The 23482-nt window shown below is 35.9% G+C and carries 23 protein-coding genes and 1 pseudogene; 9 read left to right on the top strand and 15 right to left on the bottom strand.

Annotated features, from left to right (window positions below; translation table 11 throughout):
* Positions 1-20 precede the first annotated feature (20 nt).
* Entirely contained in the window at positions 21-1004 is a 984-nt protein-coding gene (locus tag AB1K81_RS03305) for a ring-cleaving dioxygenase (protein WP_412975225.1), read from the top strand.
* A 41-nt stretch (positions 1005-1045) separates the two neighbouring features.
* Positions 1046-1318 carry a GNAT family N-acetyltransferase gene (locus AB1K81_RS03310; RefSeq protein WP_412975226.1) on the top strand — a complete coding sequence of 91 codons (273 nt, stop codon included), beginning with the start codon at positions 1046-1048 and terminating at the stop codon, positions 1316-1318.
* Between the two features lie 51 nt (positions 1319-1369).
* Here AB1K81_RS03310 and AB1K81_RS03315 read toward each other — a convergent pair whose 3' ends face one another.
* Entirely contained in the window at positions 1370-1579 is a 210-nt protein-coding gene (locus AB1K81_RS03315; protein WP_412975227.1) for a heavy-metal-associated domain-containing protein, read from the bottom strand.
* A gap of 134 nt (positions 1580-1713) precedes the next feature.
* On the opposite strand from AB1K81_RS03315, the gene AB1K81_RS03320 reads away from it, so the two are divergent.
* Together AB1K81_RS03320 and AB1K81_RS03325 are read left to right on the top strand one after the other, a co-directional pair.
* Positions 1714-2373 (top strand): DUF3889 domain-containing protein, encoded by a 660-nt coding sequence (locus AB1K81_RS03320; protein ID WP_412975228.1) that lies wholly within the window; start codon positions 1714-1716, stop codon positions 2371-2373.
* A 121-nt stretch (positions 2374-2494) separates the two neighbouring features.
* The gene (locus AB1K81_RS03325) at positions 2495-2848 is read left to right on the top strand and encodes a DUF1360 domain-containing protein (protein WP_412975229.1); all 354 of its coding nucleotides are present in this window, start codon (positions 2495-2497) and stop codon (positions 2846-2848) included.
* 199 nt (positions 2849-3047) lie between these two features.
* Here AB1K81_RS03325 and floT read toward each other — a convergent pair whose 3' ends face one another.
* The 3 genes from floT to AB1K81_RS03340 all read right to left on the bottom strand — a co-directional run bounded on the left by floT (position 3048) and on the right by AB1K81_RS03340 (position 6653).
* Positions 3048-4625, bottom strand: coding sequence for a flotillin lipid rafts scaffold protein FloT (gene floT / locus AB1K81_RS03330; RefSeq protein ID WP_412975230.1), 1578 nt, complete (start codon positions 4623-4625; stop codon positions 3048-3050).
* Positions 4626-4673: 48 nt separating this feature from the next.
* Entirely contained in the window at positions 4674-5210 is a 537-nt protein-coding gene (locus AB1K81_RS03335) for an NfeD family membrane protein (protein ID WP_412975231.1), read from the bottom strand.
* A gap of 156 nt (positions 5211-5366) precedes the next feature.
* The gene (locus AB1K81_RS03340; RefSeq protein ID WP_412975232.1) at positions 5367-6653 is read right to left on the bottom strand and encodes a S8 family peptidase; all 1287 of its coding nucleotides are present in this window, start codon (positions 6651-6653) and stop codon (positions 5367-5369) included.
* A gap of 173 nt (positions 6654-6826) precedes the next feature.
* On the opposite strand from AB1K81_RS03340, the gene AB1K81_RS03345 reads away from it, so the two are divergent.
* On the top strand, positions 6827-7075 hold the full coding sequence (locus tag AB1K81_RS03345; protein WP_412975233.1) for a hypothetical protein: 249 nt from the start codon (positions 6827-6829) through the stop codon (positions 7073-7075).
* A 22-nt stretch (positions 7076-7097) separates the two neighbouring features.
* Here AB1K81_RS03345 and qoxD read toward each other — a convergent pair whose 3' ends face one another.
* The 8 genes and pseudogenes from qoxD to AB1K81_RS03385 form a co-directional block, all read right to left on the bottom strand.
* Positions 7098-7382, bottom strand: coding sequence for a cytochrome aa3 quinol oxidase subunit IV (qoxD, locus tag AB1K81_RS03350; RefSeq protein ID WP_412975234.1), 285 nt, complete (start codon positions 7380-7382; stop codon positions 7098-7100).
* 2 nt (positions 7383-7384) lie between these two features.
* Entirely contained in the window at positions 7385-7981 is a 597-nt protein-coding gene (locus AB1K81_RS03355) for a cytochrome (ubi)quinol oxidase subunit III (RefSeq protein ID WP_412975235.1), read from the bottom strand.
* A complete protein-coding gene (gene qoxB / locus AB1K81_RS03360) occupies positions 7981-9927 on the bottom strand; it encodes a cytochrome aa3 quinol oxidase subunit I (protein ID WP_412975236.1) in 1947 nt (648 codons plus the stop codon). The genes AB1K81_RS03355 and qoxB overlap by 1 nt, the downstream gene beginning before the upstream one ends.
* Positions 9928-9992: 65 nt before the next feature.
* Positions 9993-10934, bottom strand: a complete 942-nt coding sequence (qoxA, locus tag AB1K81_RS03365) for a cytochrome aa3 quinol oxidase subunit II (RefSeq protein WP_412975237.1) — start codon at positions 10932-10934, stop codon at positions 9993-9995.
* 403 nt (positions 10935-11337) lie between these two features.
* Positions 11338-11415 (bottom strand): annotated as a pseudogene (locus tag AB1K81_RS03370) (YjcZ family sporulation protein); the annotation flags it as partial.
* A gap of 212 nt (positions 11416-11627) precedes the next feature.
* Positions 11628-12401: a DUF2268 domain-containing putative Zn-dependent protease gene (locus tag AB1K81_RS03375; protein ID WP_412975238.1), complete on the bottom strand. Its 774-nt coding sequence runs from the start codon at positions 12399-12401 to the stop codon at positions 11628-11630.
* A 63-nt stretch (positions 12402-12464) separates the two neighbouring features.
* A complete protein-coding gene (locus AB1K81_RS03380; RefSeq protein WP_412975239.1) occupies positions 12465-12914 on the bottom strand; it encodes an Hsp20/alpha crystallin family protein in 450 nt (149 codons plus the stop codon).
* A 106-nt stretch (positions 12915-13020) separates the two neighbouring features.
* Positions 13021-13836, bottom strand: a complete 816-nt coding sequence (locus AB1K81_RS03385; RefSeq protein ID WP_412975240.1) for an alpha/beta fold hydrolase — start codon at positions 13834-13836, stop codon at positions 13021-13023.
* A gap of 214 nt (positions 13837-14050) precedes the next feature.
* On the opposite strand from AB1K81_RS03385, the gene AB1K81_RS03390 reads away from it, so the two are divergent.
* On the top strand, positions 14051-15253 hold the full coding sequence (locus AB1K81_RS03390; RefSeq protein WP_412975241.1) for a S8 family peptidase: 1203 nt from the start codon (positions 14051-14053) through the stop codon (positions 15251-15253).
* A gap of 50 nt (positions 15254-15303) precedes the next feature.
* Here the strand turns inward: AB1K81_RS03390 and AB1K81_RS03395 are convergent, their stop codons facing one another.
* Positions 15304-16899: a BCCT family transporter gene (locus AB1K81_RS03395; RefSeq protein WP_412975242.1), complete on the bottom strand. Its 1596-nt coding sequence runs from the start codon at positions 16897-16899 to the stop codon at positions 15304-15306.
* Between the two features lie 131 nt (positions 16900-17030).
* On the opposite strand from AB1K81_RS03395, the gene coaW reads away from it, so the two are divergent.
* Positions 17031-17837, top strand: coding sequence for a type II pantothenate kinase (gene coaW, locus AB1K81_RS03400; RefSeq protein WP_412975243.1), 807 nt, complete (start codon positions 17031-17033; stop codon positions 17835-17837).
* 33 nt (positions 17838-17870) lie between these two features.
* On the opposite strand, the gene AB1K81_RS03405 is transcribed toward coaW, so the two are convergent.
* A complete protein-coding gene (locus AB1K81_RS03405; RefSeq protein WP_412975244.1) occupies positions 17871-19121 on the bottom strand; it encodes a DNA polymerase IV in 1251 nt (416 codons plus the stop codon).
* Between the two features lie 162 nt (positions 19122-19283).
* On the opposite strand from AB1K81_RS03405, the gene AB1K81_RS03410 reads away from it, so the two are divergent.
* Positions 19284-19664, top strand: a complete 381-nt coding sequence (locus AB1K81_RS03410) for a YuzC family spore coat inner layer protein (RefSeq protein WP_412975245.1) — start codon at positions 19284-19286, stop codon at positions 19662-19664.
* 55 nt (positions 19665-19719) lie between these two features.
* Here AB1K81_RS03410 and AB1K81_RS03415 read toward each other — a convergent pair whose 3' ends face one another.
* The gene (locus AB1K81_RS03415) at positions 19720-21339 is read right to left on the bottom strand and encodes an amidohydrolase (protein WP_412975246.1); all 1620 of its coding nucleotides are present in this window, start codon (positions 21337-21339) and stop codon (positions 19720-19722) included.
* Positions 21340-21622: 283 nt separating this feature from the next.
* Here AB1K81_RS03415 and AB1K81_RS03420 point away from each other — a divergent pair, with 283 nt between their 5' ends.
* The gene (locus AB1K81_RS03420) at positions 21623-23347 is read left to right on the top strand and encodes a methyl-accepting chemotaxis protein (RefSeq protein WP_412975247.1); all 1725 of its coding nucleotides are present in this window, start codon (positions 21623-21625) and stop codon (positions 23345-23347) included.
* Positions 23348-23482 lie beyond the last annotated feature (135 nt).

Raw genomic sequence — 23482 nt, forward strand, 5'->3', positions numbered from 1 at the left:
ATATAAATGGGGGAAGAAAAATGAATCAATTAAAAGGAATTCATCATGTTACAGCTATTACTAGTAGTGCAGAAGAAAACTATAAGTTTTTTACGTATGTATTGGGAATGAGATTAGTTAAAAAAACAGTGAATCAAGACGATATACGAACGTATCATTTGTTTTTTGCAGATGATAAGGGTAGTGCAGGTACAGATATGACGTTCTTTGACTTTCCAGGTATTCCTAAAGGAGTTCATGGAACAGATGAAATATATAAAACATCCTTCCGCGTCCCAACTGATGAAGCATTAGAATACTGGGTAAAACGATTTGACCGTTTAGGTGTAAAGCATAAAGGGATACAAGAACAATTTGGGAAGAAGCACCTATCTTTTGTTGATTTTGATGATCAGCATTATCAGTTAATATCCGATGAGCATAATACAGGGATTGAATCTGGGACACCATGGCAAAAAGGGCCAATTCCATTGGAATATGCGATTACGGGACTTGGACCAATATTTGTTCGTGTAGCTAATTTTGATTATTTTAAAGAAATGCTTGAAAAAGTACTTTTATTTAAGGAAATTGATAGTGAAGGTGCTTTTCATTTATTTGAAGTTGGCGAAGGAGGAAATGGTGCCCAAGTAGTTGTAGAATACAATCCAGTTCTACCTCGTGCACGTCAAAGATATGGTACTGTTCATCACGCTGCTTTCCGTGTAAACGATCGAACGGAGCTTGATGAATGGATGAAACAAGTTCATAGCTTTGGTTTCCAATCATCCGGTTTTGTTGACCGATTCTTTTTTGGTTCATTATATGTTAATGTGGCTCCACAAATATTATTTGAATTTGCAACAGATGGTCCGGGGTTTATGGGGGATGAACCGTATGAAACGTTGGGTGAAAAGTTATCTCTTCCTCCTTTCTTCGAATCAAAACGTGAAGAAATTGAGAAGTTAGTTAGACCAATTGATACAATAAGAAGTACGATTGATTTTGAAAAAGAATATGAATAGATTGATACTATATGTAAATAAAAAATTTAAGAGGTGTAAAAATGGCCGAAATAAAACATGGTCAAAATAAAATTTATATCGGTGATAATGAACATTCCCCATCTGCCGAAATAACTTTTCAAAAAGATGCTATTGGAAATTTGGTTGTAGATCATACATTTGTATCGGATGAATTAAGGGGTCAAGGTGTTGCTGGCCAACTTGTTGACGAGGTCATCACATTTGCTAAACAAAAAGGGATAAAACTTGTACCAGAATGTCCCTATGTGAAGAAATATATCGATAAAAATAATTTACATGATATACTAGCCTAGCGAGAAGAGTGTAGCAATGTAACTGACAACCAGTTTCATGCTACACTCTTTTTAATGTAAAATAGTCAGCTTATGTTCGCTTAATGCTGATATAATGTTATCTTTAGAAATGGTTCCTTCATTAAACTCAACTTTAACTTCACCGTCATTTGTATCAATTAATACTCTTTCTACCCCTTTTAGCTGATTTAATATTTGTTCAACTTTTTTTATACCAGTTTCAGAGGTAGCTTCTTTTATAAATAGTGTATGTTCACTCATTTTATCCTTCCTTTATAATAATACTCCTATTTATCTTTCCCATAAATGTAACAGGCCAACCATCTAGTTTCATATTCTTGTATTACAGGACGTTTATCACGTAGCGTTTTACACTAATTTAAGGGGGATTCGAGATGTTTTATTACAATCCATATAGGAACCATAATCCATATGTATATCAGTATAAGTTTAATCCATATTCTAATATTCCTAATTACAATGCTAATGTCCATAATTTTCTATATAGTGATCTTGCACGTCAAAACGTTATTCAGGGGCAGGCTACTTGGACAACTGGTGGTCAAATTACAAAATGTGGCATTCCTTGGTCCACAAATGACTATATGACAGTAGCAGTGGGAGATAAGTCTCCATATCAATGCGGGGACGCGATAAAGGTGCGGAATCCTGCAAATGGAAGAGAAGTAATTGTAACGATTGTAGATGAAGTAAGGGGTTTTCCGAATAATCGTATTAATTTACATCAAAAGGCATTTGAAACCTTAGGGGTTAATTTAGATCAAGGAATTATGAATATAGAAATAATTCCTTCTCTAGAGCTGGAAGAGGAGAGATGGGGTAAATATTTACTAGAACTTGTCCAAACAGCATACCCTGGGTTTGATGTAACAGATTATAGTGCTGTTAGTAAAACGGAAATATCTCCAACTAGAATGAGAGAAACATATGACTTTGTATTACAACGAATGCAAGAGGAACTAACAATTAGAGGGAATGTTATTTATAATCCTGAAACAGACCGAGTATTATCTTTTGACTTAGCTGAAGTATAGTTATCCCACTAATTAGGTGTTTATCGGTGTCACCTCCTAGGATGATTAAATATACTATGTTATAAAATGATTTAATTTTAAATCCTTTCTCAAGACAATGAAAATAGAAGGATGAAGGATAATGATTGATAGCTGGCTAGAGTTCGTATTGTTAGTACTAGCATCTTTTCGACTTACTAGGCTAATTGTATTCGATAAAATTACTAGCTTCCTTCGCAGACCATTTCATGAAGAGATTGAAGAAATAGATGAAGAAGGAAACTTGGTGACTTATATTGAAGTAAAAGGAAATGGGTTACGTTATTGGATTGGAGAATTAATAAGCTGCTATTGGTGCACAGGGATTTGGAGTACTGCAATACTGTTAGCGATATTCATTTTATGGCCATCATGGAGTATGGTAGTGATCACTCTGCTTGCAATCGCAGGTGCTGCAAGTATTTGTGAAGCAATATTACAACGTATAATAGATTGATTCATTAAGAAGGAGGACCGTTTTAAATGGAAAAGCAAAACAGAGTAACAAATACGTCCTCACCAAAACCACAAAAAAGAAGAGTAAAAAAATCCGGTTGTGGTTGTGGTAAAAAAAGAAGAAAACAATAAGTCTATTACATCCTAACACTAAGTAAAAAGCGCATCATATTAATGATGCGCTTTTCGTTTGTTAACTATTAATTAGAAACTTCTTCTTCAATTTTTTCATCTGATTGCTTCTCGGAATTACTAGCTGGTTCTTTAAGTTCAAAGGATAACCCATCACGATCAGTACTACTTAACTTATTAGTACCAACTAATCCTTCTAATAGCTCTTTAACGTCAATACCAGAAGATGCTTTAAGTGTTTCTTGCAGTGATGCCATTAAATCAGTAGCATAGCCTGTTACTTTGTTTGCACCACCATCTTTTCCGTTACCACCTGTATCCACAACTGTAATCTTATCAATATTTCCTAGTGGGCTAGCAATTTCTTTTGCATATTCAGGAAGCATACGGATGACCATATCAAGAATAGCTGCTTGACCATACTGTTCAAATGCTTCCGCAATTTTTCTCTTAGCCTCAGCCTCTGCAAGACCTTTAAGACGAATAACATCTGCTTCCGATTCCCCTTGAGCACGTTGCGCCTCGGCTTTTGCTAGACCGTCTACACGAACTTTTTCCGCATCTGCTTTTGCTTGAGACTCGATTCTATATTGATTCGCATCTGCTGCTGCAATCTGCTTTGCTTTTTCCGCTATTGCGGCTTGCTCAACAGCATAACGGTCCGCATCTGCTTTTTTCTTAACTTCTGAGTCATATTGTCTTTCTCTACGAAGAATTTCTTTTTCTTCTAGTTCGATTTGTTTTTGACGCTCAATGATCTTAATTTGCATTTCTTGCTCTGTTACTTCTTGTTGAGCACGAGCGGTTTCAAGGTCATAGGCTTGGTCGGCACGCGCTTTTGCAATGTCTTGCTCACGTCTATAATCTGCCGTTTTTAATTGATTTTCTTTTTCAGCTTCAGCGATTTCAGTTGCGCGCTCTAGTTCTGCTTTCTTTGCATCTTTAGAAGCTTCAGCTTGCTTAATACGAGTTTCTTTTTCAGCTTCGGCAGTTGCAATATCGGCATCACGTTTTACTTGTGCAATACGTGGTTTACCTAATGATTCTAAGTAACCATTTTTGTCTCGTACATCTTTAATCGTGAAAGAGACAATGTTTAAGCCCATTTTGGCTAAATCCTGAGAAGCAACACGTTGTACTTCTTGAGAGAATTTTTCACGGTTTTTGTAAATTTCTTCTACAGTCATGGATCCGAGAATAGAGCGCAGATGCCCTTCTAGAACTTCTTTTGCTTCGTTTTCGCGATCTTCTTTTGATTTACCTAAGAATTGTTCTGCAGCAGTAGCGATTTCATTAATAGTTCCACCAATTTTTATAATAGCCGTACCGTCTGCCATAACAGGAACGCCTTGTTCCGTGTAAACTTCTGGAGTAGTAACGTCTATTTTACTAGATAATAGACTAAGTTGTTCGGCTTGCTGGAATACAGGAAGTACAAATGTACCTCCACCTCGGATAATTTTTATTTTATTTCCAGATTCGTCCGTATGTACGGTTTTACCATTGCCTAAGTAGCTACCTGTTACGATAAGTGCTTCATCTGGTCCTGCGGTACGGTATTTTTTAATGAAAACACCGATAAGTGCAATTACAAGAAAGACAGCAATTGCAATAAGAATGGTCAAGCCATTAATTAATTCTCCCATTAAAATTCCCCCTTAATTTTTATTTAATACGGTTAAATCCGTATTAGGCTACGACATCTCGGATTCTAAATCGTATGGGATGACATATAAAACGCGTTCTTTAGTATCAAGTATTAACACTTCAGTTCCTTCTGGAATAGGAGTATTTTCATAACTTGCTGCAGGTCTAGTCATCATTCCACCTTTTCCGTCGATGACAACCTCCCCAAATCCATCTTCCGGAATTGAAATGATAATTTTTCCTACTCGTCCTTTTAGAGAGTCCTCCGTTAAAACTAAAGATTCTTCAGCTGATGCAAGAGGTACTAAAACAAAGAAGTTTAGCAACACATCCATTATTACTGCAAAACCTAAAGAAATCAGGAGTATTATTAAACTAGAAAACGGTGTGACTATTTCTAATACATACCCAGATGAAGAAAGAAAAACTAGAAAGGCTAATATAAGGGTAGGATTTAAGAAAGGTACACCTTCACTCACAGCGTCTAATATATCTCCAAAAAAGATATAAAGAACGATTAGACAACCAGATATGATAAGTGTTGTTAAATAAATAGTTTGAATATCAACTCCAAATAATGTCATATGCATCATCCTATCTGTAGATTCGAAATTCCGATTACCTATTATACGATACTATTGTAACGTAGGTTTCATAAAATACAAACAATTTTTAAAACAGTTAAGGTATCTGTAAAAAGTTAAGCATTACAGATACCTAAATTTTATTAAAGGGAATTTCTATTCAAGTAAGTTTTCTGCGTTTAAATATCCATTTCCTTGAACGTTAGGTGGTTGTCCCATATCGGTACATGCGTTTATCAATTTTTCTTTTACTTCATTTGGCGTGAGATAAGGTTCTTTTTGAAGAAGTTGTGCAACGATACCAGCACAAATTGGTGTAGCCATAGAAGTTCCAGAGAGAGAAATATAGTTTGCATCAACTCTTGATATTCTATTGGTATAATCAAGATAGGAGCCAGGGGATCTTAAGGATATGATATTTACACCAGGGGTTACTAAATCTGGTTTATTAATTCCATCAATGGTTGGTCCACGACTAGAAAAGTTCGCAACGGTGTCATCAGATCGATCAATAGTGCTCTTGTCGTCAGTAGCACCTACAGTAATCACCGTTGGACTTATACCAGGACTGGCTATAGTGCCATTACTAGGCCCTGAGTTCCCTGCAGCTACACATACTACGATTCCACTATCCCATGCCCTTTCAACTGCTTGCACTACAGGATCCTCACGAGCTGGTTCTACAGCATCCGAGCCAAGACTTAAGGAAATAATATCGATATTATACTGCGCCTTGTTTTCAACACACCATTGTATACCTTGAATAACTGTAGATAATGTTCCGGCTCCACTTTTATCAAGAACCTTAATACCTACTAAATTAGCTTCAGGTGCTGGTCCCATGTATTTTATATGATTAGAAGATAGTCCACTCCCTGCAGCATCTCCAGCACAATGGGTGCCATGTCCATTATCATCATATGGGTCTACCTGTCCATTAATAAAGTCAACAAATGCCGTAATGCGATCTTCTATATCACTATGCGGATAGATTCCAGTATCTACAATTGCAATTGTTTTACCTTGACCTGTATAACCAGATTGATGTAAGGTACTTGAACCAATTGCAGGGGTAGCTACATCTAGTAGAGCTGTAATTTTACGATCATAATAAACCTTTTTAATGGAAGAGCAGCTTTCCAGTAATTGCTCTAAATTTTCTATAGACATATTTGCAGAACAGCAGTTCACCATAGGAAGTTCTAAAAATGTTTTGCAATTTGTGTTTTGGACTTGTTGAATCCCATTTTGGAATGATTGTTGATCAAATTCTATGACTACGGAATATTTTTTATATTTTTTGATGCTCTTCTCAATAATCTTTTGCAGGAAAGAGGGGATTGGGCGCAATGGCCGAAAAAATTGTATTAATTTATTTTGTAAAGTTAGGTCTAATTTTTTTTCATTTCGTTTAACCAATTGGTTTAACGAATAATCAAGCATCTTTTCTCACTCCCTTTTTTAAAATCTAGATTCACGATAGAATATGTATTGCTTGTGTAAAGAGAGTGAGTTATCTATACAATTTGAATGAAAAAAGGCTTTTCGCTTATTTAAAATAAATTTGACAAATTTGTGAACGGAGTGAATAATATAAGAAAGAAGGGGGATTTATTATGATAAATTCTGCGAAAATTGTAAGAGCGGTTAGCATTCTTTGTGGCTCATTAATTACAATAGGTGTCGTATCTTTTCTTTATGGATATTTTGGTAGCGGTTACGGAGTATTAACGGGTGTTGGGATTGGCATAGTAATGGGGGCAGTATTTATTTTCATTATGGGAATATTTTTAGTTGCTACGGAAGAAGTAGTTACGAAAGATAAGAAAACAAAATATCATAATAAAGAAGAAGCTCATGTCTAGAGACGTGAGCTTCTTCTTTTATTTACATATAACCCCAAATTAATGTTAATAGGGTACCAAAGATAGTTACTAGTGCTATTGCAATTCCATAATATACATTAGTATAGATCATTTTTTTATCCTCTGATTCTCCAGCATGCATAAAGAAAACTAATTGGAGAGCAGCTTGGATAAATGCTGTAATTAATAAGATAGTCATGCCCATCTCAAATGACATATCAAGGAAGTAAACAGTAAGTGCTACAGCAGTTAGTACTAGTGAGAAGACAAATCCTATCACTTGTTTTGCTGGAAATAATTCTTTCATGTTTACATCATTCCTTTCAAATAGATGAAGCTAAAGATGAAAATCCAAACTACATCTAAAAAATGCCAGTAAAGAGAAAAGATAAATGACTTATTCGTTGTTTCTGGTGTAAAGCCACGTTTTTTTATTTGAAGAAAGATGAAGAATCCCCAGAATAAACCAAATGTAACGTGGGCACCATGTGTTCCTAGTGTTGTTAATAGAATTGCGGTAAATGCACTAGTTTGAAGTGTTGCACCAACATGGTAATAGTGAATAAACTCAAAGATCTCAACACTTAAGAAAGATAAGCCTAATAACAATGTTATCGCTAAAAAAGTTAGTGTTGCTTTTTTATTATTGATTCGCATCGCGTGGGTTGCAAGGCCAATTGTAAAACTACTAGTTAAGAGAATGATAGTTTCTAATAGCACTGGTGTAATTTCGAATATATCCGCACCAGATGGTCCGTTACCTATGCCGTTTTCTAAAGTAAAGTACGATGCAAATAAAGTACCAAATAACATAATTTCAGCACCTAAGAATATCCAAAAGCCAAGGATATTCATTTGGTTCTGATGTGTACCATATTCAAGAGGTTGCGAGTGATCAATTTTCATTAGTTAGCACCTCCATATTTATTTTCCGTTTCATTAATTTCTTCTTCTGAAATATAGTGGCCATGATCATGTTCAAATGAACGGTATGCCATCGTACCTAGGATTCCTATTAGGGCTATTACTACTCCTATCCAAATGCTAAAGACAAAGGAGAAACCGAGTATGAAGAATAATCCAGCCATAATAATTGGTATACCACTATTATTTGGCATATGAATCTTCGAAATTTTATCTTTAAATAGGGAGTGACCGTTTTTCTTTGCATCCCAAAATGCTTCAGATGAATTTACTACTGGTGTTACAGCAAAGTTGTATTCTGGAACTGGATTATGAGTCGCCCATTCTAATGAACGCGCATTCCAAGGATCTTGACCTACATTTCTTGGTGAATGGCGGAAGCTGTAGTATACATTGTATACAATTAACGCAAATGCAATGGCCATTAATCCTGCACCAAAGAAGGAAAGCAAGTTCAATGGACCAAATCCTGTTTCCTCAGAGTACGTATACATCCGACGTGCTTGCCCATCTAAACCTGTAATATACATTGGGAAGAAGGCAAAACAGAATCCGATTGATAGGAACCAGAATCCCCATTTTCCAATGCGCTCATTTAACATGAATCCAAACATTTTTGGCCACCAGTAAGTTAACCCTGCTAACATCGCAAATACGACACCAGGAATTATAACGTTATGGAAGTGTGCAACTAGGAACATGGTGTTGTGATATTGATAATCAGCACTTGCAATAGCTAGCATGACCCCTGTTACACCACCAATTGTAAACAATGGAATAAATCCTAACGAATAAAGCATTGGAACGGTAAAGCGTCTTTTACCTTTCCACATGGTTAACAGCCAGTTAAAAATCTTAATACCAGTCGGAACAGCAATCGCCATTGTAGTAATAGAGAAGATACTATTTACCGCTGGACCGTGACCCATTGTAAAGAAATGGTGAACCCATACTAAGAATGATAGGAACGAGATAATGACCATCGATCCGACCATTGATTTATAGCCATACAGATTACGTTGTGAGAAAGTAGAGATAATCTCACTATAGATACCAAATGCAGGGAGTATTAAAATATATACTTCAGGATGTCCCCACACCCAGAATAGATTCGCCCAAAGCATATCCATACCGCCATTTGTAGAAGCAAAGAAATGTGTACCGAATTGACGATCGAATGTACCCATTAATAATGCAATGGTTAGAACTGGAAAAGCAAATACAATAATAATATTTGTAACTAATGCAGACCATGTAAACATCGGCATTTTCATTAATTTCATGCCTGGTGCTCTCATCTTTAATATTGTTACAATAAAGTTTATACCTGTCATTAATGTACCGATACCGGAAATCTGTAAGGACCACATGTAGTAGTTAACCCCAACTGATTCACTATAATCAGTACCTGCAAGTGGAAAGTAATTCGTCCATCCTGCATCAGGAGATCCGCCAATAACAAATGAAATATTAAAGAGCATTGCTCCAGCAAAATATAACCAAAAACTAATCGCATTTAATCTTGGAAAAGCTACATCACGAGCTCCGATTTGTAATGGTACAACAAAGTTCATTAACCCAATTACAAATGCCATTGCCATGAAGAAAATCATGACAACCCCGTGTGTCGTAAATACTTCATTATAGTGCTGTGCATCTAAAAATGAATTATCTGGAACAGCAGTTTGCAAGCGCATCATAATCGCGTCTGCTCCACCTCGGAATAGCATTAGTAGTGCAGAGATTAAATACATCATTCCGATTCGTTTATGGTCAACAGTTGTTAACCATTCACGCCATAGATATCCCCATTTTTTAAAGTACGTAATACCAACAACAATGGCTATTAGTGTAAGTCCGATAGCGATCATTGAAGCGTAAATTAATGGACTTGGATGGGGGACGGCAAATCGTTCAAAAAATTCCATTATGTTAACCCCTTTCGAGTATTTCCATTTGATTACTTTTAATAGTATTGAAAGTTAATATTTTCTTAATGGTTTGAGTGGTCCTCGTGACTGTCAACATCTTGTTGATTATTATGTTCATGACTCTCATGATTTTCATGTTCCATATCATCACTTGAATCTCCATGGTGATGCCCTGCGTGTTCCCCTTCAGGAGCTGGATTAAACTCTAAATGTGTACCTGTAAATGTCATTTGACCAAGGTGCCCAGGCTCTAATAATTGCTCGAACTTTTCTTCTGTTAAAGCTTCAGCGGTAGAATGAATTTCTTCGACCCATTTATCAAATTCATCTGGTGATAAAGCTGTTGCTGTAAATGTATTTTTTGCAAATCCTTTACCACTAAAGTTAGCATTACGACCTGGATAATCACCTGGTACGTCAGCTACTATATTTATTTTCGTTACCATATCAGCCATTGCATATTTTTGTCCTGCAAGTTGTGGTATCCAAAAGCTTGTGATTGGTCCGTATGAGTATAATCGAAATTCTACAGGTCGGTCAGTAGGTAAAATGACATAGTTTAATGTTTCAATTTCTTGCTCAGGATAGCTGAAATGCCATTTCCAATTAGATGAAGCAGCATATATAACCATCGGCTCTTGATCTTCATAACCTTTAGGAACACTTTCTACTTCATAGGTTGATTTAACCGATACTATTGAAAGAAAAATAACGATTAACACAGGAATTCCAATAATGAGCCCCTCTACAATCGGATTACCTTCAATATGTGGAGGTTCATAATCCTCTGATTGTTTACTTGCTCGATATTTAAAAATCATAATGATTAACAATGTAATAACGACAATGACAATGACTGCCATGGTAAATATCGATAACCATATGACGTTTGCTGTCGTTTCGGCTTGTGGACCTTTTGGGTTTAGTACCAATAATGGTTCACAGCCAGCAAGTATTGTCGTGACTAATATTGCAAATGAAATAAACGCCAATTTGAGTTTCATTTTCTTGCTCCTTTCACCTTAACTAGGTTACTGTTCATAAATTGGACAAATTTGTGTGTTTGTTCACAAAGTACCGCTACCATATCTTATTACGATGTGAGAAATATTACAATGGATTGAGATAGGCTTCACAAAATGTTCAAGAAGATTTGTCTTTTTCGTGGAAATAGGAAAAAGTTGGATTTTATCTGTGGGGAATAGTGGATAAAAGGTTTCTTAGATGGAAATAAAAAAGTACCCCTAATAATTTATAGGGATACTTTTATACACTGTATTATAATTATGGCCCACCTCTTGGCCAATAACTTAGAAGAAATATAGTCTTTCGTAATTCCACCTAATATTAACTACCTAGGACGGGGAGTAGTCCCCGTCTTATCGTAGTTTATAGGTAATTCCTATATTATAGCCAAGCAGCACCTACGATGATTAGAAGGATAAATAACACGACAATCAATGCAAATCCATTGCCATATCCTCCGCCGTAGCCGTAACCGCCGCCATAACCGCAGCCGCCGTATCCGAATGACATTCTACATCCCTCCTAACGTACTTTTTCAGGTTAATCTGAGGTAATTATCCTCAGGCCAAAAACACTTTTACTTAGTGTTTGTTAATACTATATGAAAGCTCATTCTTTTTGACTGGGATAGATACCTAGATTTTAGGTAATCTGTATATTTGCCTAGCTGGTTAGATAACTATTTTTTCAGCGGGAATCTTGATTAAATCTTTAGTACGTATGCCTGTTTTCTTTACGTATTGTTTTACTAAGTAATACCCAACACAATAGCCGGCCATTTCTGGGTAAAAGCTATTACCATATAATAGATTAGTTGATTTTCTAGAAGTCTTAGATAAATCTTTATTTGGAAAGATTAAATCATTCCATATTTCTTTCAGTTCAGATTCTGAATAATAGGATGTCCATGGTGCAAGAGGTTTGGCCCCAAACCTTTCAAGTACCGCATTTTCCGCTATACCTTCCAAAATCACTACATCCAATAATGAATAATTTCTTTCCTTTTTAGGATCTTGGTAGAGTCTACAAATATGATTATACTCATGGGTAAAGAGCGCTTTTAGTTCTTCTTCTGTCGTTTCATCCGATATAAATAAAAACAATTTATCATGAAATGCAAGTCCGGTTCTTCCTTTATAATGCTCTTTTATTTTCCAGTTGTAAGAATTGGAGGGGAATATAAAAATAGGAACGTTTTTTCCAGACCATTCCTTTTGCAAGTATTGTTCCTCTTTTTTAATAATTTGCCATACGTTTTTATTTTTAAGCGTATTGATGAGATTTTCACCATTTTTTTCTGGTTTTTGATACATTCCATTTTTAATTAGTATGCTAGCAATCTCTCTATAATCTTCAAGATTAAACATTTCAGCGAGTTTTTGGAATATTTTTTCCGGCTTATCATATGACTTTTCCAGCCATTTATCTGTTTGGATTACGGTCAAACTTTTCACCTCTCCCTGTGAAAAAGAAAAGGATTCGGCAATGCTGGTGCCGAATCCACATAATTAGGAATCTTCTATTTCAATGTAATCAACTTCAGGTTTTGGCACTGTTATTGTTAAAACATTATCTTTATAGGATGCTTTTATATCCTCTTTTGGTATATCAAATGGTAATGTAATAACACGTTCTTTTCTAAAAAAACTTTGTTCTCTACGATTTCTGCTGTTTTTCTTATCTTCTTCATCAATTATTCGATAATCTTCTACACCTAATTTAATTCGATTACCAGCCACTTCAATCTTAATTTGATCCTTTTTGTAGCCATGTAGTTCTGCTTCAATTATAAAGTGGGAAGACTTTTCCTTCACATCTAACCAAAATGGATTAAGTTGGAAGTGATCGTTCATTTGTTTAAAGGAACGGTTAAAGAAGGTATCCATTTGTTTCATAAAGTCATGTAATGGGGTCATATCAATATCGAAGCGGCTAGGCAAGTTCTTTCTAGATGCCATATTGGTCCCCCCATAATCCTAAATTTTTACTATCAGAATATGCGATTCTTTGTAAAAAGTAGTGGGCTTTGATAAAAAGGCCAAGATTAGTCGGAAGATACTAATCTTAGCCATTTGTGAATGAGAGTATCTGAGAATATAACTGATGTGGCTTTTCCTCTGTTATTAGATGCCCACTCTTTTCATAAGAAATTAATTTGGCATTTGGTAAGTCGTTAGCTAGTTTTCTACCTATAACTAGCGGGACTACTTTATCTTCCTTACCCCAGACTAATAGAGCTGGGGTTGTTATTGTATTTAACTCTTCACTTTTTAGATCACCCTCACGATGACGTAACAATCGTACTAGTGATTTTGGGAAATTCTTGTCATGTAGAGGTCTTCCATATTCTTCAATTTGATCTTTAGTAATTAAGGAGTGATCATAGAATACATTTTTTAAATTTCTAACCACACTTTGTCCATTTATCTTTCGCTTTGCAAAAACGTAGAAAAAAGGAAGATATGTACTATATATCATGTAATTTTTTGCTCGTGGTAAATATCCTGAACTACAAAATAATATTAACTTTTTTACTCTTTTAGGTGAATTTTTAGCCGCAAACAATGCGATTTGTCCACCCATGGAATGACCTGCAATATATGCTTCATTTATGTCAAAATAATTCAAGCACTCGAGTACAAGCTTGGCGTAATTTTCGTATGAATAAGTAAAAATAGTGGATTTTTCGCTTTTACCAAAACCTGGTAAATCAATAGCGATTACCGAATATTGTTCAGCAAGTAACGGTTTTAATCGATTAAAGGTATATGTAGAAGCCACAAAACCATGGATTAGGAAAATAGTCGGTTTATCTTGAATAACATATTCACAATAAATGTTAGTATCTAGAAGTTTCAAATATCCTTTAGTGTAATCCATCTATTATTTTCGTCACCACCGATATTAGTCTAATCTTTAGTATGGACAAATTAAATAAAGTTATCATATCGGAAATGTTATTTTTTGGTTAAAAGTCCTAGACCTAAGAATCTATGTCCGCCTAAGTTTCCCAACTTTTTTAGTATAGATTACTTATTATGAAACGTTCACTCTCAAAGTATACTTTATCGTACATTCTGAGAGGAGGAGTTTCATGAAAAAGTTTTGGTTAGGAAGTATGGTGATGGCGGTACTTGTTTTATTATTTCCTGTTGTAGGAAGTGCTGCTCAAGATGAAGGGAAGTTAGAGAAGGTTAGTAGTAGCTCAGTATCGGTTTCTAAGGGTGAGTATGTAAAGGGTGAAGTAATTGTAAAATTTAAGGATAATGTTTCTGCTTCTAAGCAAAGTAATGCACTTAAAAATGTAAATGCGAAAGTAAAAGCGGATGTGGATGCTGTAAAATCACCGTTTTTAGTACTTGAGGTAGGGAATGTAGATGCAGTAGTAAAGGCTTTAAGTAATAATCCAAATGTAGAATATGTAGAACCGAACTATATTTTAACGGCAACTTGGACACCAAATGATACGTATTTTAGCCCTAGTTACCAATATGGGCTATTTAATACAAATGCTGATTTAGCATGGGATGTTACGCGTGGAAGTTCTAGTCAAGAAATTGCTGTACTCGATACAGGGGTTGACTATAATCACCCAGATTTAGATGGAAAAGTACTTTTAGGGTATGATTTTGTACAAAATGATAATACACCAAACGATCAAAATGGTCATGGCACTCATGTCGCAGGTATTGCAGCTGCTGAGACGAACAACGGCACAGGAATTGCAGGGATGGCACCTAATACAAAAATATTAGCTGTTCGTGTTCTAGATGCTAATGGAAGTGGATCCTTAGCAGATATTGCTGATGGCATTATATATGCAACGGATGCAGGTGCTGAGGTTATTAACCTTTCATTAGGATGTAACTGTGATACACAAACTTTAGAAAATGCAGTTAATTATGCATGGAATCGTGGTGTTGTAGTAGTGGCTGCGGCTGGTAATGATGGAGTAAGTACTACTTTTGAGCCTGCTTCATATTCCAATGTTATTGCGGTAGGTGCAGTCGATTCTAGAAATCGGAAGGCAAACTTTTCGAATTGGGGTACTTGGGTCGATGTGATGGCTCCAGGGGTAGATATTGCTTCAACCTATCCAGGAAATAGTTATGTGTATATGTCCGGTACATCAATGGCCTCTCCATATGTTGCTGGTCAGGCAGCCTTACTTACAGGTCAAGGGAAAAACAATGCACAAGTACGTGCTGTAATTGAAAATACAGCCGTTTATATGAGTGGTGTTGGTAGGTATGTACAACATGGGCTAATTGATGTGAATGCTTCGGTTCGTTATTAATTAACCGGTACTAATTACAAGAAAGTTAGAGGTAGCTTTAGTAGCTCTCTCTAACTTTTTTTAGTATCTTCAGATTTATTTATATTTCTACGATCTATATAAATGGTAGGGGAGCGGTATTCTTTTGATGCCCGTAAATCTGCTCCGGCAGCTTTAACAAAGGATATTGCCAGTAGTACCATAATAAACATGACTGGAAAACCTGCTACTATGCTAGCCGTTTGTAGTGCTTCTAAATCACCAATGAACATTAATACAAGTGGAAGTAATAAAAGTGTGAACGCCCAGAATAAGCGATTCCACCTAAGTGCTTCCCCACCAGGTACGTGTTTTTGTACTACTGCAGCTAAAATATATGAAGCTGAGTCAAAGGTAGTAGAGAGAAATACAATGGCTAAAATGGTAAAAATAATCACGATCAATCCAGAAATCGGTAACTGATTTAAGATGGCAATGATTGCAGCAGGTGCTCCAAATTCATTCATATATCCTATAACATCAAATGAACCAGAAAGCTGTAAATATAGACCGAAGTTGCCCAAAATACCAAAGAACATAATACAGCCTAGTGTTCCATAAGCAATTGTTCCGAGAATCATTTCTTTAATAGTTCTTCCATAAGAGATACGTGCTACAAATAGGCCAATAAATGGTGCGTAAACTACCCACCACGCCCAATAAAACACGGTCCATGATTCTGGAAATCTTGTTTCAGGATAGGCATCAAATGCGGCTAATGGTTCTAGCCAAGTCGCCATATGAAAGAAATTGTCCATGAGAACGCCTAAGCTTGTAAAGGTTGACTCACTAATAAATACTGTTGGGCCGAAAATGAAGATAAACAAAAGGATGAAAATAGCTAACCACAAATTAATATCACTCAAAATCTTAATTCCTCTATTTAGTCCAGAATAAGAACTTATCGCAAAAATCAACGTGCATACAAGCATAATACATGCTTGTAAAAATAGAGTAACTTGAATCCCTGTAATATCACTTATTCCTTCAGCAATCATTGGAGTCCCTAAGGCAAGGGTCGTACCAGCACCACCTAACAATCCAAAGATAAATAGGACATCAATGACTATACCTAAAGGACCATCTGCAAGCTTTCCAATAACAGGCTTAGTGGCAGAACTAATTTTTAATACTGGGCTTTTTCTAACATAATAGAAATAAGCAATAGGTAATGCTGGGAGGGTATATATTGCCCATGCTATCGGTCCCCAGTGAAAAATTCCATAGGTTGCAGCTAATTCAATAGCTTCTTTGGTTTTGGGCCCGACACCAAAAGGTGGACCTTGATAATAATAGGCCCATTCAATCATTCCCCAATATAAAATACTCGAACCTATTCCAGCTGAAAAGAGCATCGCTGCCCAAGAAAAGGTACCAAATTCCTTCTCTGTTCCACGTTTTCCTAATTTAATTTTTCCATATTTACTAAATGCGATATATAATATAAACAATAGTGCGAATAAGCCAAGTGCTAAAAATAGTACACCAAAATTTCCTGTAATAAAATTATTTACAGCATTTATAACGTTTGACCCAGCCTCTGGAAAGAATATTAATGGTAGGGAAACAGCTAGTAAAATAACTAATGCCCCAATAAAAGTTGGCCAGTCAATCAGTTTATTATTCATACAGACATTCCTTCCTGTTTATTACTTCTTAATATATAGTTAATATGCTCAAGTTCATTAATTCCATCAATGATTTACACACTTTTCTATTTAGCTCTATTCATTTAGTTTGATATATGGGAGGGTAAACTATGTTAATTGATAAAATTGGTATTGATGCTGGAGGATCTTTAGTTAAGCTTGCTTATTTTGAACAAGGAAAAATACATACGAAAACCTTTTCTAATCAAGAAATGGATAATGTTGTTAAGTGGTTGTCATTCTTGTCTCCTAATGCTGAGCTATATGTAACCGGTGGTAAGGCGCGTGCGTTAAATAAACTTTCCTCTAATAACTGCCATTTGATTGATGAATTTCAATCGGTTACAACAGGAACTAAATATTTGTTAAAAGAAAAAGGTATAGTAAATAAAGAGTTTATATTAGTTAATATTGGAACGGGGACATCTATTTTTCATGTTACCGCAAATTCGTTTGAACGTGTTTTGGGTAGTGGTATTGGTGGTGGAACATTGATGGGTTTAGGTTATTTAATTACCCGAAAAAAGGATTTTCAAACCTTTACTCAAATGTCGTCAAAAGGTGATTCTCGGAATAGTGATTTATTAGTGCGTGACATCTATTACCCAGAAGAGCCACCTATTGATGGAGATTTAACCGCAGCTAATTTAGGAAAAGCTCATTTGTATTCGGATGCAACAGAACATGATCACCTCGCTAGTGTCATGCAATTGATTGGGGAGACTATTTTATTATTAGCTAGTCAAGTTGCCACTAGAAAGAAAACTAGTCAAATAGTATTTATCGGTGGAACTGTCACGAATAATCCTGTATTAAAGGATGTTTTAAACCGTTTTCGTGACATGATGAATTATGAGCCTGTCTTTCTTGATAAAGGTACTCATGCTGGAGCAATTGGTGCGTTGATAGAAATTTAAAGAGCGAAACAGTTTCTCTGTTTCGCTCTTCTTTTAAGCATAATGTCCGCCGATTTTTTTACTGCGGTCTAATGTCACACCAGCATCAGTAAAGCTACTAGCGCGAAGGATGGCGGTTGTACCATATTTTTCGCGAATGGCATCCATACAATAGCCAATGTCATTTTTTTTAGATCGATCCTCAAATAAATTTAATTGAGTTTCTGCTTTATCATATAAATTATCTAGTGTCACATAGACGTGGCGAATATTACTATATCCATCATAAAACTCATGGAAAAGTTGCATGCAAATATGATACATATCCATTGTGACATTAGTAGGAATCGGGATTGATCTAGAACGTGAGAATCCACCACCCGTTTCTTTGGAGTAGGCAATTCCAAGGTGGATCGTTTTCCCGGTCTTACCAGCGGTTCTAGCTCTGCGACAAACCTCTTCACAAAGGTCTAAAATACAAACCCCAACCTCATTTTTTGTATAATCTCGTAAAAGAGCGATACCATGACCAAAGCCTTTTTGTTCATGTTTAACGAAATCCCCGAATACTGGACTTAAATCAATCCCCCAAGCATGCCAATAAAGCTGTTCCCCCATTATACCAAACCGTTTTTTTAGACGATCTAAGTCAAATCTTGCAAGCTGTCCAAGGGTGATAATGCCCATACGATTAAGATTTCGTTTCATTCTGCTACCAATCCCCCATATTTTTTCTACGGGATGTGGCCAAAGCTTTTCCTCGACATCTTCATACCGACACTCTGCTATCCCAACTTTTTTAGCATGTAAATCCATCACGACCTTTGCTAAAAATTTATTATCCCCAATGCCGATTGAACAAGTAATACCGAAGCTATCGAGAATGTCTTCTTTAATTTGATTAGCAATTTTCCAAGGGTCACCGAATAATTTTTCTAACCCATCTAGTGTTACCCATACTTCATCAACCGAATATTGGTGGATTGCTTCCTTTGGGGTGTATTGGTTAATTAGCCTAGTAATTTCTACAGAAACTTGAAGGTAATCGGCCATATGGGCTGGGACTATATGAATTGCAGGATCATTTGGTAACTCAAAAAAGCGGCTAACATTACTAATCCCATATTTTTCTTTCAAAGCAGGTGAAGCGGCAAGAACAATACTTCCAGATCTATTCGGATCTCCTACAACAGCAAGCATCGTTTCCATTGGATCATGTCCTAATTTAATTGCTTCAACGCTAGCATAAAAGGATCGCATATCAATACATAACACATTGTGACGTGGAAAAGTAGAATAATCCATTGTACCTACACCTTTCAATAAGAACATTTGTTCCTATATTATATGTTGGTCGCTCTAGATTATCAATGGAAATTTATTCATCTATTAAGTTTAATATTAGACAATTTCCTCATTTTCCTAAAAAGCATATAGTGTTGTATGGACAATTAAGGGGGGAAAAGGATGTATTATTGCTATCCGATCTACTTTTATCCACCACAACCACAATTTTTGGCTTACCGTCAATTTCCAGAAGTGGATCCTGATTTATTATATGATTCTGCTAATGAAACAAAGAAACTAATGAAAGAGGCAAGTGTTGTTTTGGATCGATTTGCATCATCAAAGGGGTTCGATAAACAGGTAATGACCGCTGCACAAGAATCTAATATGGATGAGGTGAAACGATTAATAAAATCGATTGGGATAACATCAGATGTAGATGTTCACGTTAACCCAGATGGTTTACGGTTAGAGTTTGTATCAATGGTTGGGAATACAGAATGCTGTAGATTAACCGTAGCGTTAAGATGGAATAAAATAGTAGGGCCAGTCAAACTTTGAACAGCATCTCCAATAGTTTTGGAGATGCTGTTCATACTAGTTTAACTGGCTTTTTTTATTTAGAAGGAGTCATTTGATTAGACTTTTCGTATTTAATTACTCCACCGATTACGGTCATTTCAATTTCTGTTTCCAATAATGCATCTGGGTCTTGCATTTTAAAAGGATTCTGAGACAAGACGGTCATATCGGCTAATTTTCCTCTAGATATCGTTCCTTTTATCGTTTCCTCATTAGTTGCATAGGCGGTTAATTCTGTAAATAATCGAAAAGCATCCACCATAGAAAGCTTTTCGTTTGGATTCCAGCCTTCATGGGATTCGCCAGGTAACTTACGAGTGACAGCCGCATGAATGCCAAGTAATGGATTGACGGGTTCAACCGGAGAGTCAGAACCACCAGCACAAATTACCCCGTGATTCATTAATGTTTTCCATGCATAAGATTTTTCTGAACGATTCGTTCCAAGTCTCTCCATTACCCAAGGGAAGTCACTTACTACAAATCTAGGCTGTATATCAGCAATACGGCTTGGGTTTACTAGCCGATTTATCAATTGTTGGTTAAGGACTTGCACGTGAATAAGTCTGTCACGATGGCTGACAGCAGGAAAGAGATCTAACACATCTAGAACATTCTCTAGTGCTTTATCACCGATGGTATGCACTGCGATAGGCATGGATAATTCACGTGTTCTTCTTACGATATCTGTCAATGCTTCTTTATCAAGCATTGCCTCTCCATAATGCTCTGGAGCATCATGATAAGGTTCAGACAATAATGCTGTTCTGCGCCCGAAAGCGCCATCAGCGAATATTTTAACAGCACCAATTTGAAGTGTTTCATTTCCATAGCCAGTATACATACCAGCATTTTTTAAATCATCAAGAAAATCATGATTAATTAAAAGATTTGTACGTAGACCAAGCTCTTCTTCATTTAACAAAGCATCATAAATCTGGTAAGTTTGCTGTAAACCACCTAGAAAAAGTGGATCATTCGAATGAACACTTGTTAGACCTTTTTCCAGGGCAAACTGAACAGCCTTTCGCATTGCTTGAAGAAGTTCTTCATAAGTTTTTTGAGGGATGTTTCGTTTAAAAATTTCCGAAGCGGATTCTAAGATTAATCCGGTTGGTTTTTTAGTATATTCATCTAAAACAATAGAACCGCCCTCAGGTATGGACATAGTAGAATGATAGTTACTTATTTCAAAGGCTTTACTATTTGCAACAGCCGCATGTGTACAGATTCTATTTAAAAACAGCGGGTTGTAAGGAGCAACAGAATCAAGCTCTTCCAATGTAGGGATAAATCCGCTTGTAAACAAGTTTTCATCCCATCCACCACCGAGTAACCACTCATTTGGTTTTAAATTGCTTGCTTTTGCGCGAATCTTATCTAGCATTTCAGTCTTCGATGATACTCCTGTGAGGTCTAAATGGATAAATTGCTCAGCAATAAGTGATAAATGAAGATGGCTGTCTACTAAACCAGGAGTCACCGTTTTACCATAAAGATTAATCACTTCACAAGCACCAGTATTCCATTGAAGTAACATTTGGTGCTCTTCTCCCATATCAATAAATCTACCGTTCTCAACAACCACTGCTTGAACATGTGGCTTAATTGGATTGAAGGTATAAAAATTGCCATTTGTATAAATTCTCCTCATGGTGGATCCCCCTAAATAACTAGACTTTAAAAATAGTCAAACTTAAGAACTGCATAAATATTAAGAACATCATACTAATCACCAAAAAGTAAGTCAATTATGTTTGAAATTATCTATAAGTAAAAGTTGTGTTAATATTTGAAAGATACGACCGAGATTTGTTGAATTTTGGCGATTCATAGCTTATGATTGATAAATAGAAAAGATGTTTTTATAGATATTGAACTAGTTTACTATTCAAGGAGAATAGTTTTGTAATTGATATTAACATGGGGGATAAAAAATGCGAAAGAGATTTAAACTCAAAAAAATTAGTCATCGGGATATAAAGATTGGTTGGAAGTATGGCTTAACGTTTGCCGTTGTAATCTTACTTTTTGTTGGGTCGTCAGTATTTGTATTAAACTCTATCAATGGTATGGGGAAAGATATTGAAGCATTAGAATCAAAAAGTGATATTGCTATGAATATTTCTGAAATGGGATCATTAACCCGGAATATGAGCATATATATCGTCTCTTACTATCAAGAGCCGGATCCAAGTCTAGTAGAATCCTTTAAGGAGAACCAAGTACAATATAATGAATTGGCAAGTAAAGTACGAATTAACTTAGATTCAAAAGAACAAGAAGAAATTTATCAAGAGGTAACCTCTTTGAATCAAGAAATGTACCGTATGTTTACAAACTATATTGTATCTGCAATTAATAATGGAAATATGGATGTGGCAGAATCATTTCTTCCCCAAATTAATGAAATAAGAAATGAAACAGTCGGATTATTAGATGAGTTAGTTGTTACATTAGATACAGAAAGAGAACAAGCAATTAATAATACAATTAAAAGCCAGCAGCAAACCTTTGTCACACAGCTAATTATCGTAGCCGTTACAATTTTAATTGGAATTGGGTTAGTTGTTTTCACTAGCCTTGCTATCTCAAGAGTCCTTAAAAAAGTTGTCCATATAAGTAACAGAATATCAGAAGGGGATCTCACTGCTTCTGCGATTGATTATAATGGTAGGGATGAAATAGGACAATTAGCTTCCTCTATGAGCAAAATGAGTACATATTTAAGAGAAGTGATTAGTCAAGTCTCAACGGTTTCCTATACTGTCACGGCGCAAAGTGAAGAACTGATGCAGTCTGCCGGAGAAGTTAGAGCAGGGTCTGAGCAAGTGGCAACAACGATGCAAGAATTAGCAGTGGGGTCTGAAAAACAAGCAGATGGAGCAAGTAACTTAACCCATACTATGCATCAGTTCACTCATCGGGTTAAAGAAGCAAACGAAAATGGTGAACTGATAGAGAAATCTTCAGAATCTGTATTAGATTTAACTAGTCGAGGAAATGAGTTAATGCAAGCATCTGGAGATCAGATGAATCGCATTGACGGAATTGTTAAAGATGCAGTAAATAAGGTTCGTGGACTAGATGAGAACTCTAAGGCGATTAGTCAGTTGGTTTCTGTAATTCGTGATATTGCAGATCAAACCAATTTATTAGCATTAAATGCCGCCATAGAAGCTGCACGAGCAGGTGAACACGGCAAAGGATTCGCAGTAGTTGCGGATGAGGTAAGAAGATTGTCTGAGCAAGTAGCATTGTCTGTAACCGATATTACAAATATCGTTAAAAAGATTCAAATGGAAACACGTGAAGTTACTGAATCATTAGAATTTGGATATGAAGAAGTACAACAAGGAACAAAACAAATAATTGATACGAAGGAAACCTTTAATGATATCAATCAATCGATAATGGATATGGTAAATAGAATTAAAGTAGTTAAAGGAAACCTTATGGAGATAACTGGAACAACACAAGAAATGAATGCTTCTATAGAGGAGATTGCAGCTATTTCAGAAGAATCCGCAGCAGGTATTGAACAAACATCTGCATCTTCTCAGCAAACTAGCAGTTCCATGGAAGAAATGGCAAAAAGCTCTGAAGACTTAGCAAAACTAGCTGAAGAATTAAGTGGTTTAGTAAGACAATTTAAGCTATAGATTAAGTGAAAAGCTAAGCAAAGTTCGGAACAAGGTAAGGGACAATATTAGGTTTTTATTTTGCCTTAAATACCTTTTGATTAACCTATTTCTTTATTTGACAGGTTAAAGTAATTGATTTATAGTATTATTTAA

It is taken from the genome of Ornithinibacillus jepli (assembly GCF_047228935.1).
Lineage (GTDB): Bacteria > Bacillota > Bacilli > Bacillales > Amphibacillaceae > Ornithinibacillus.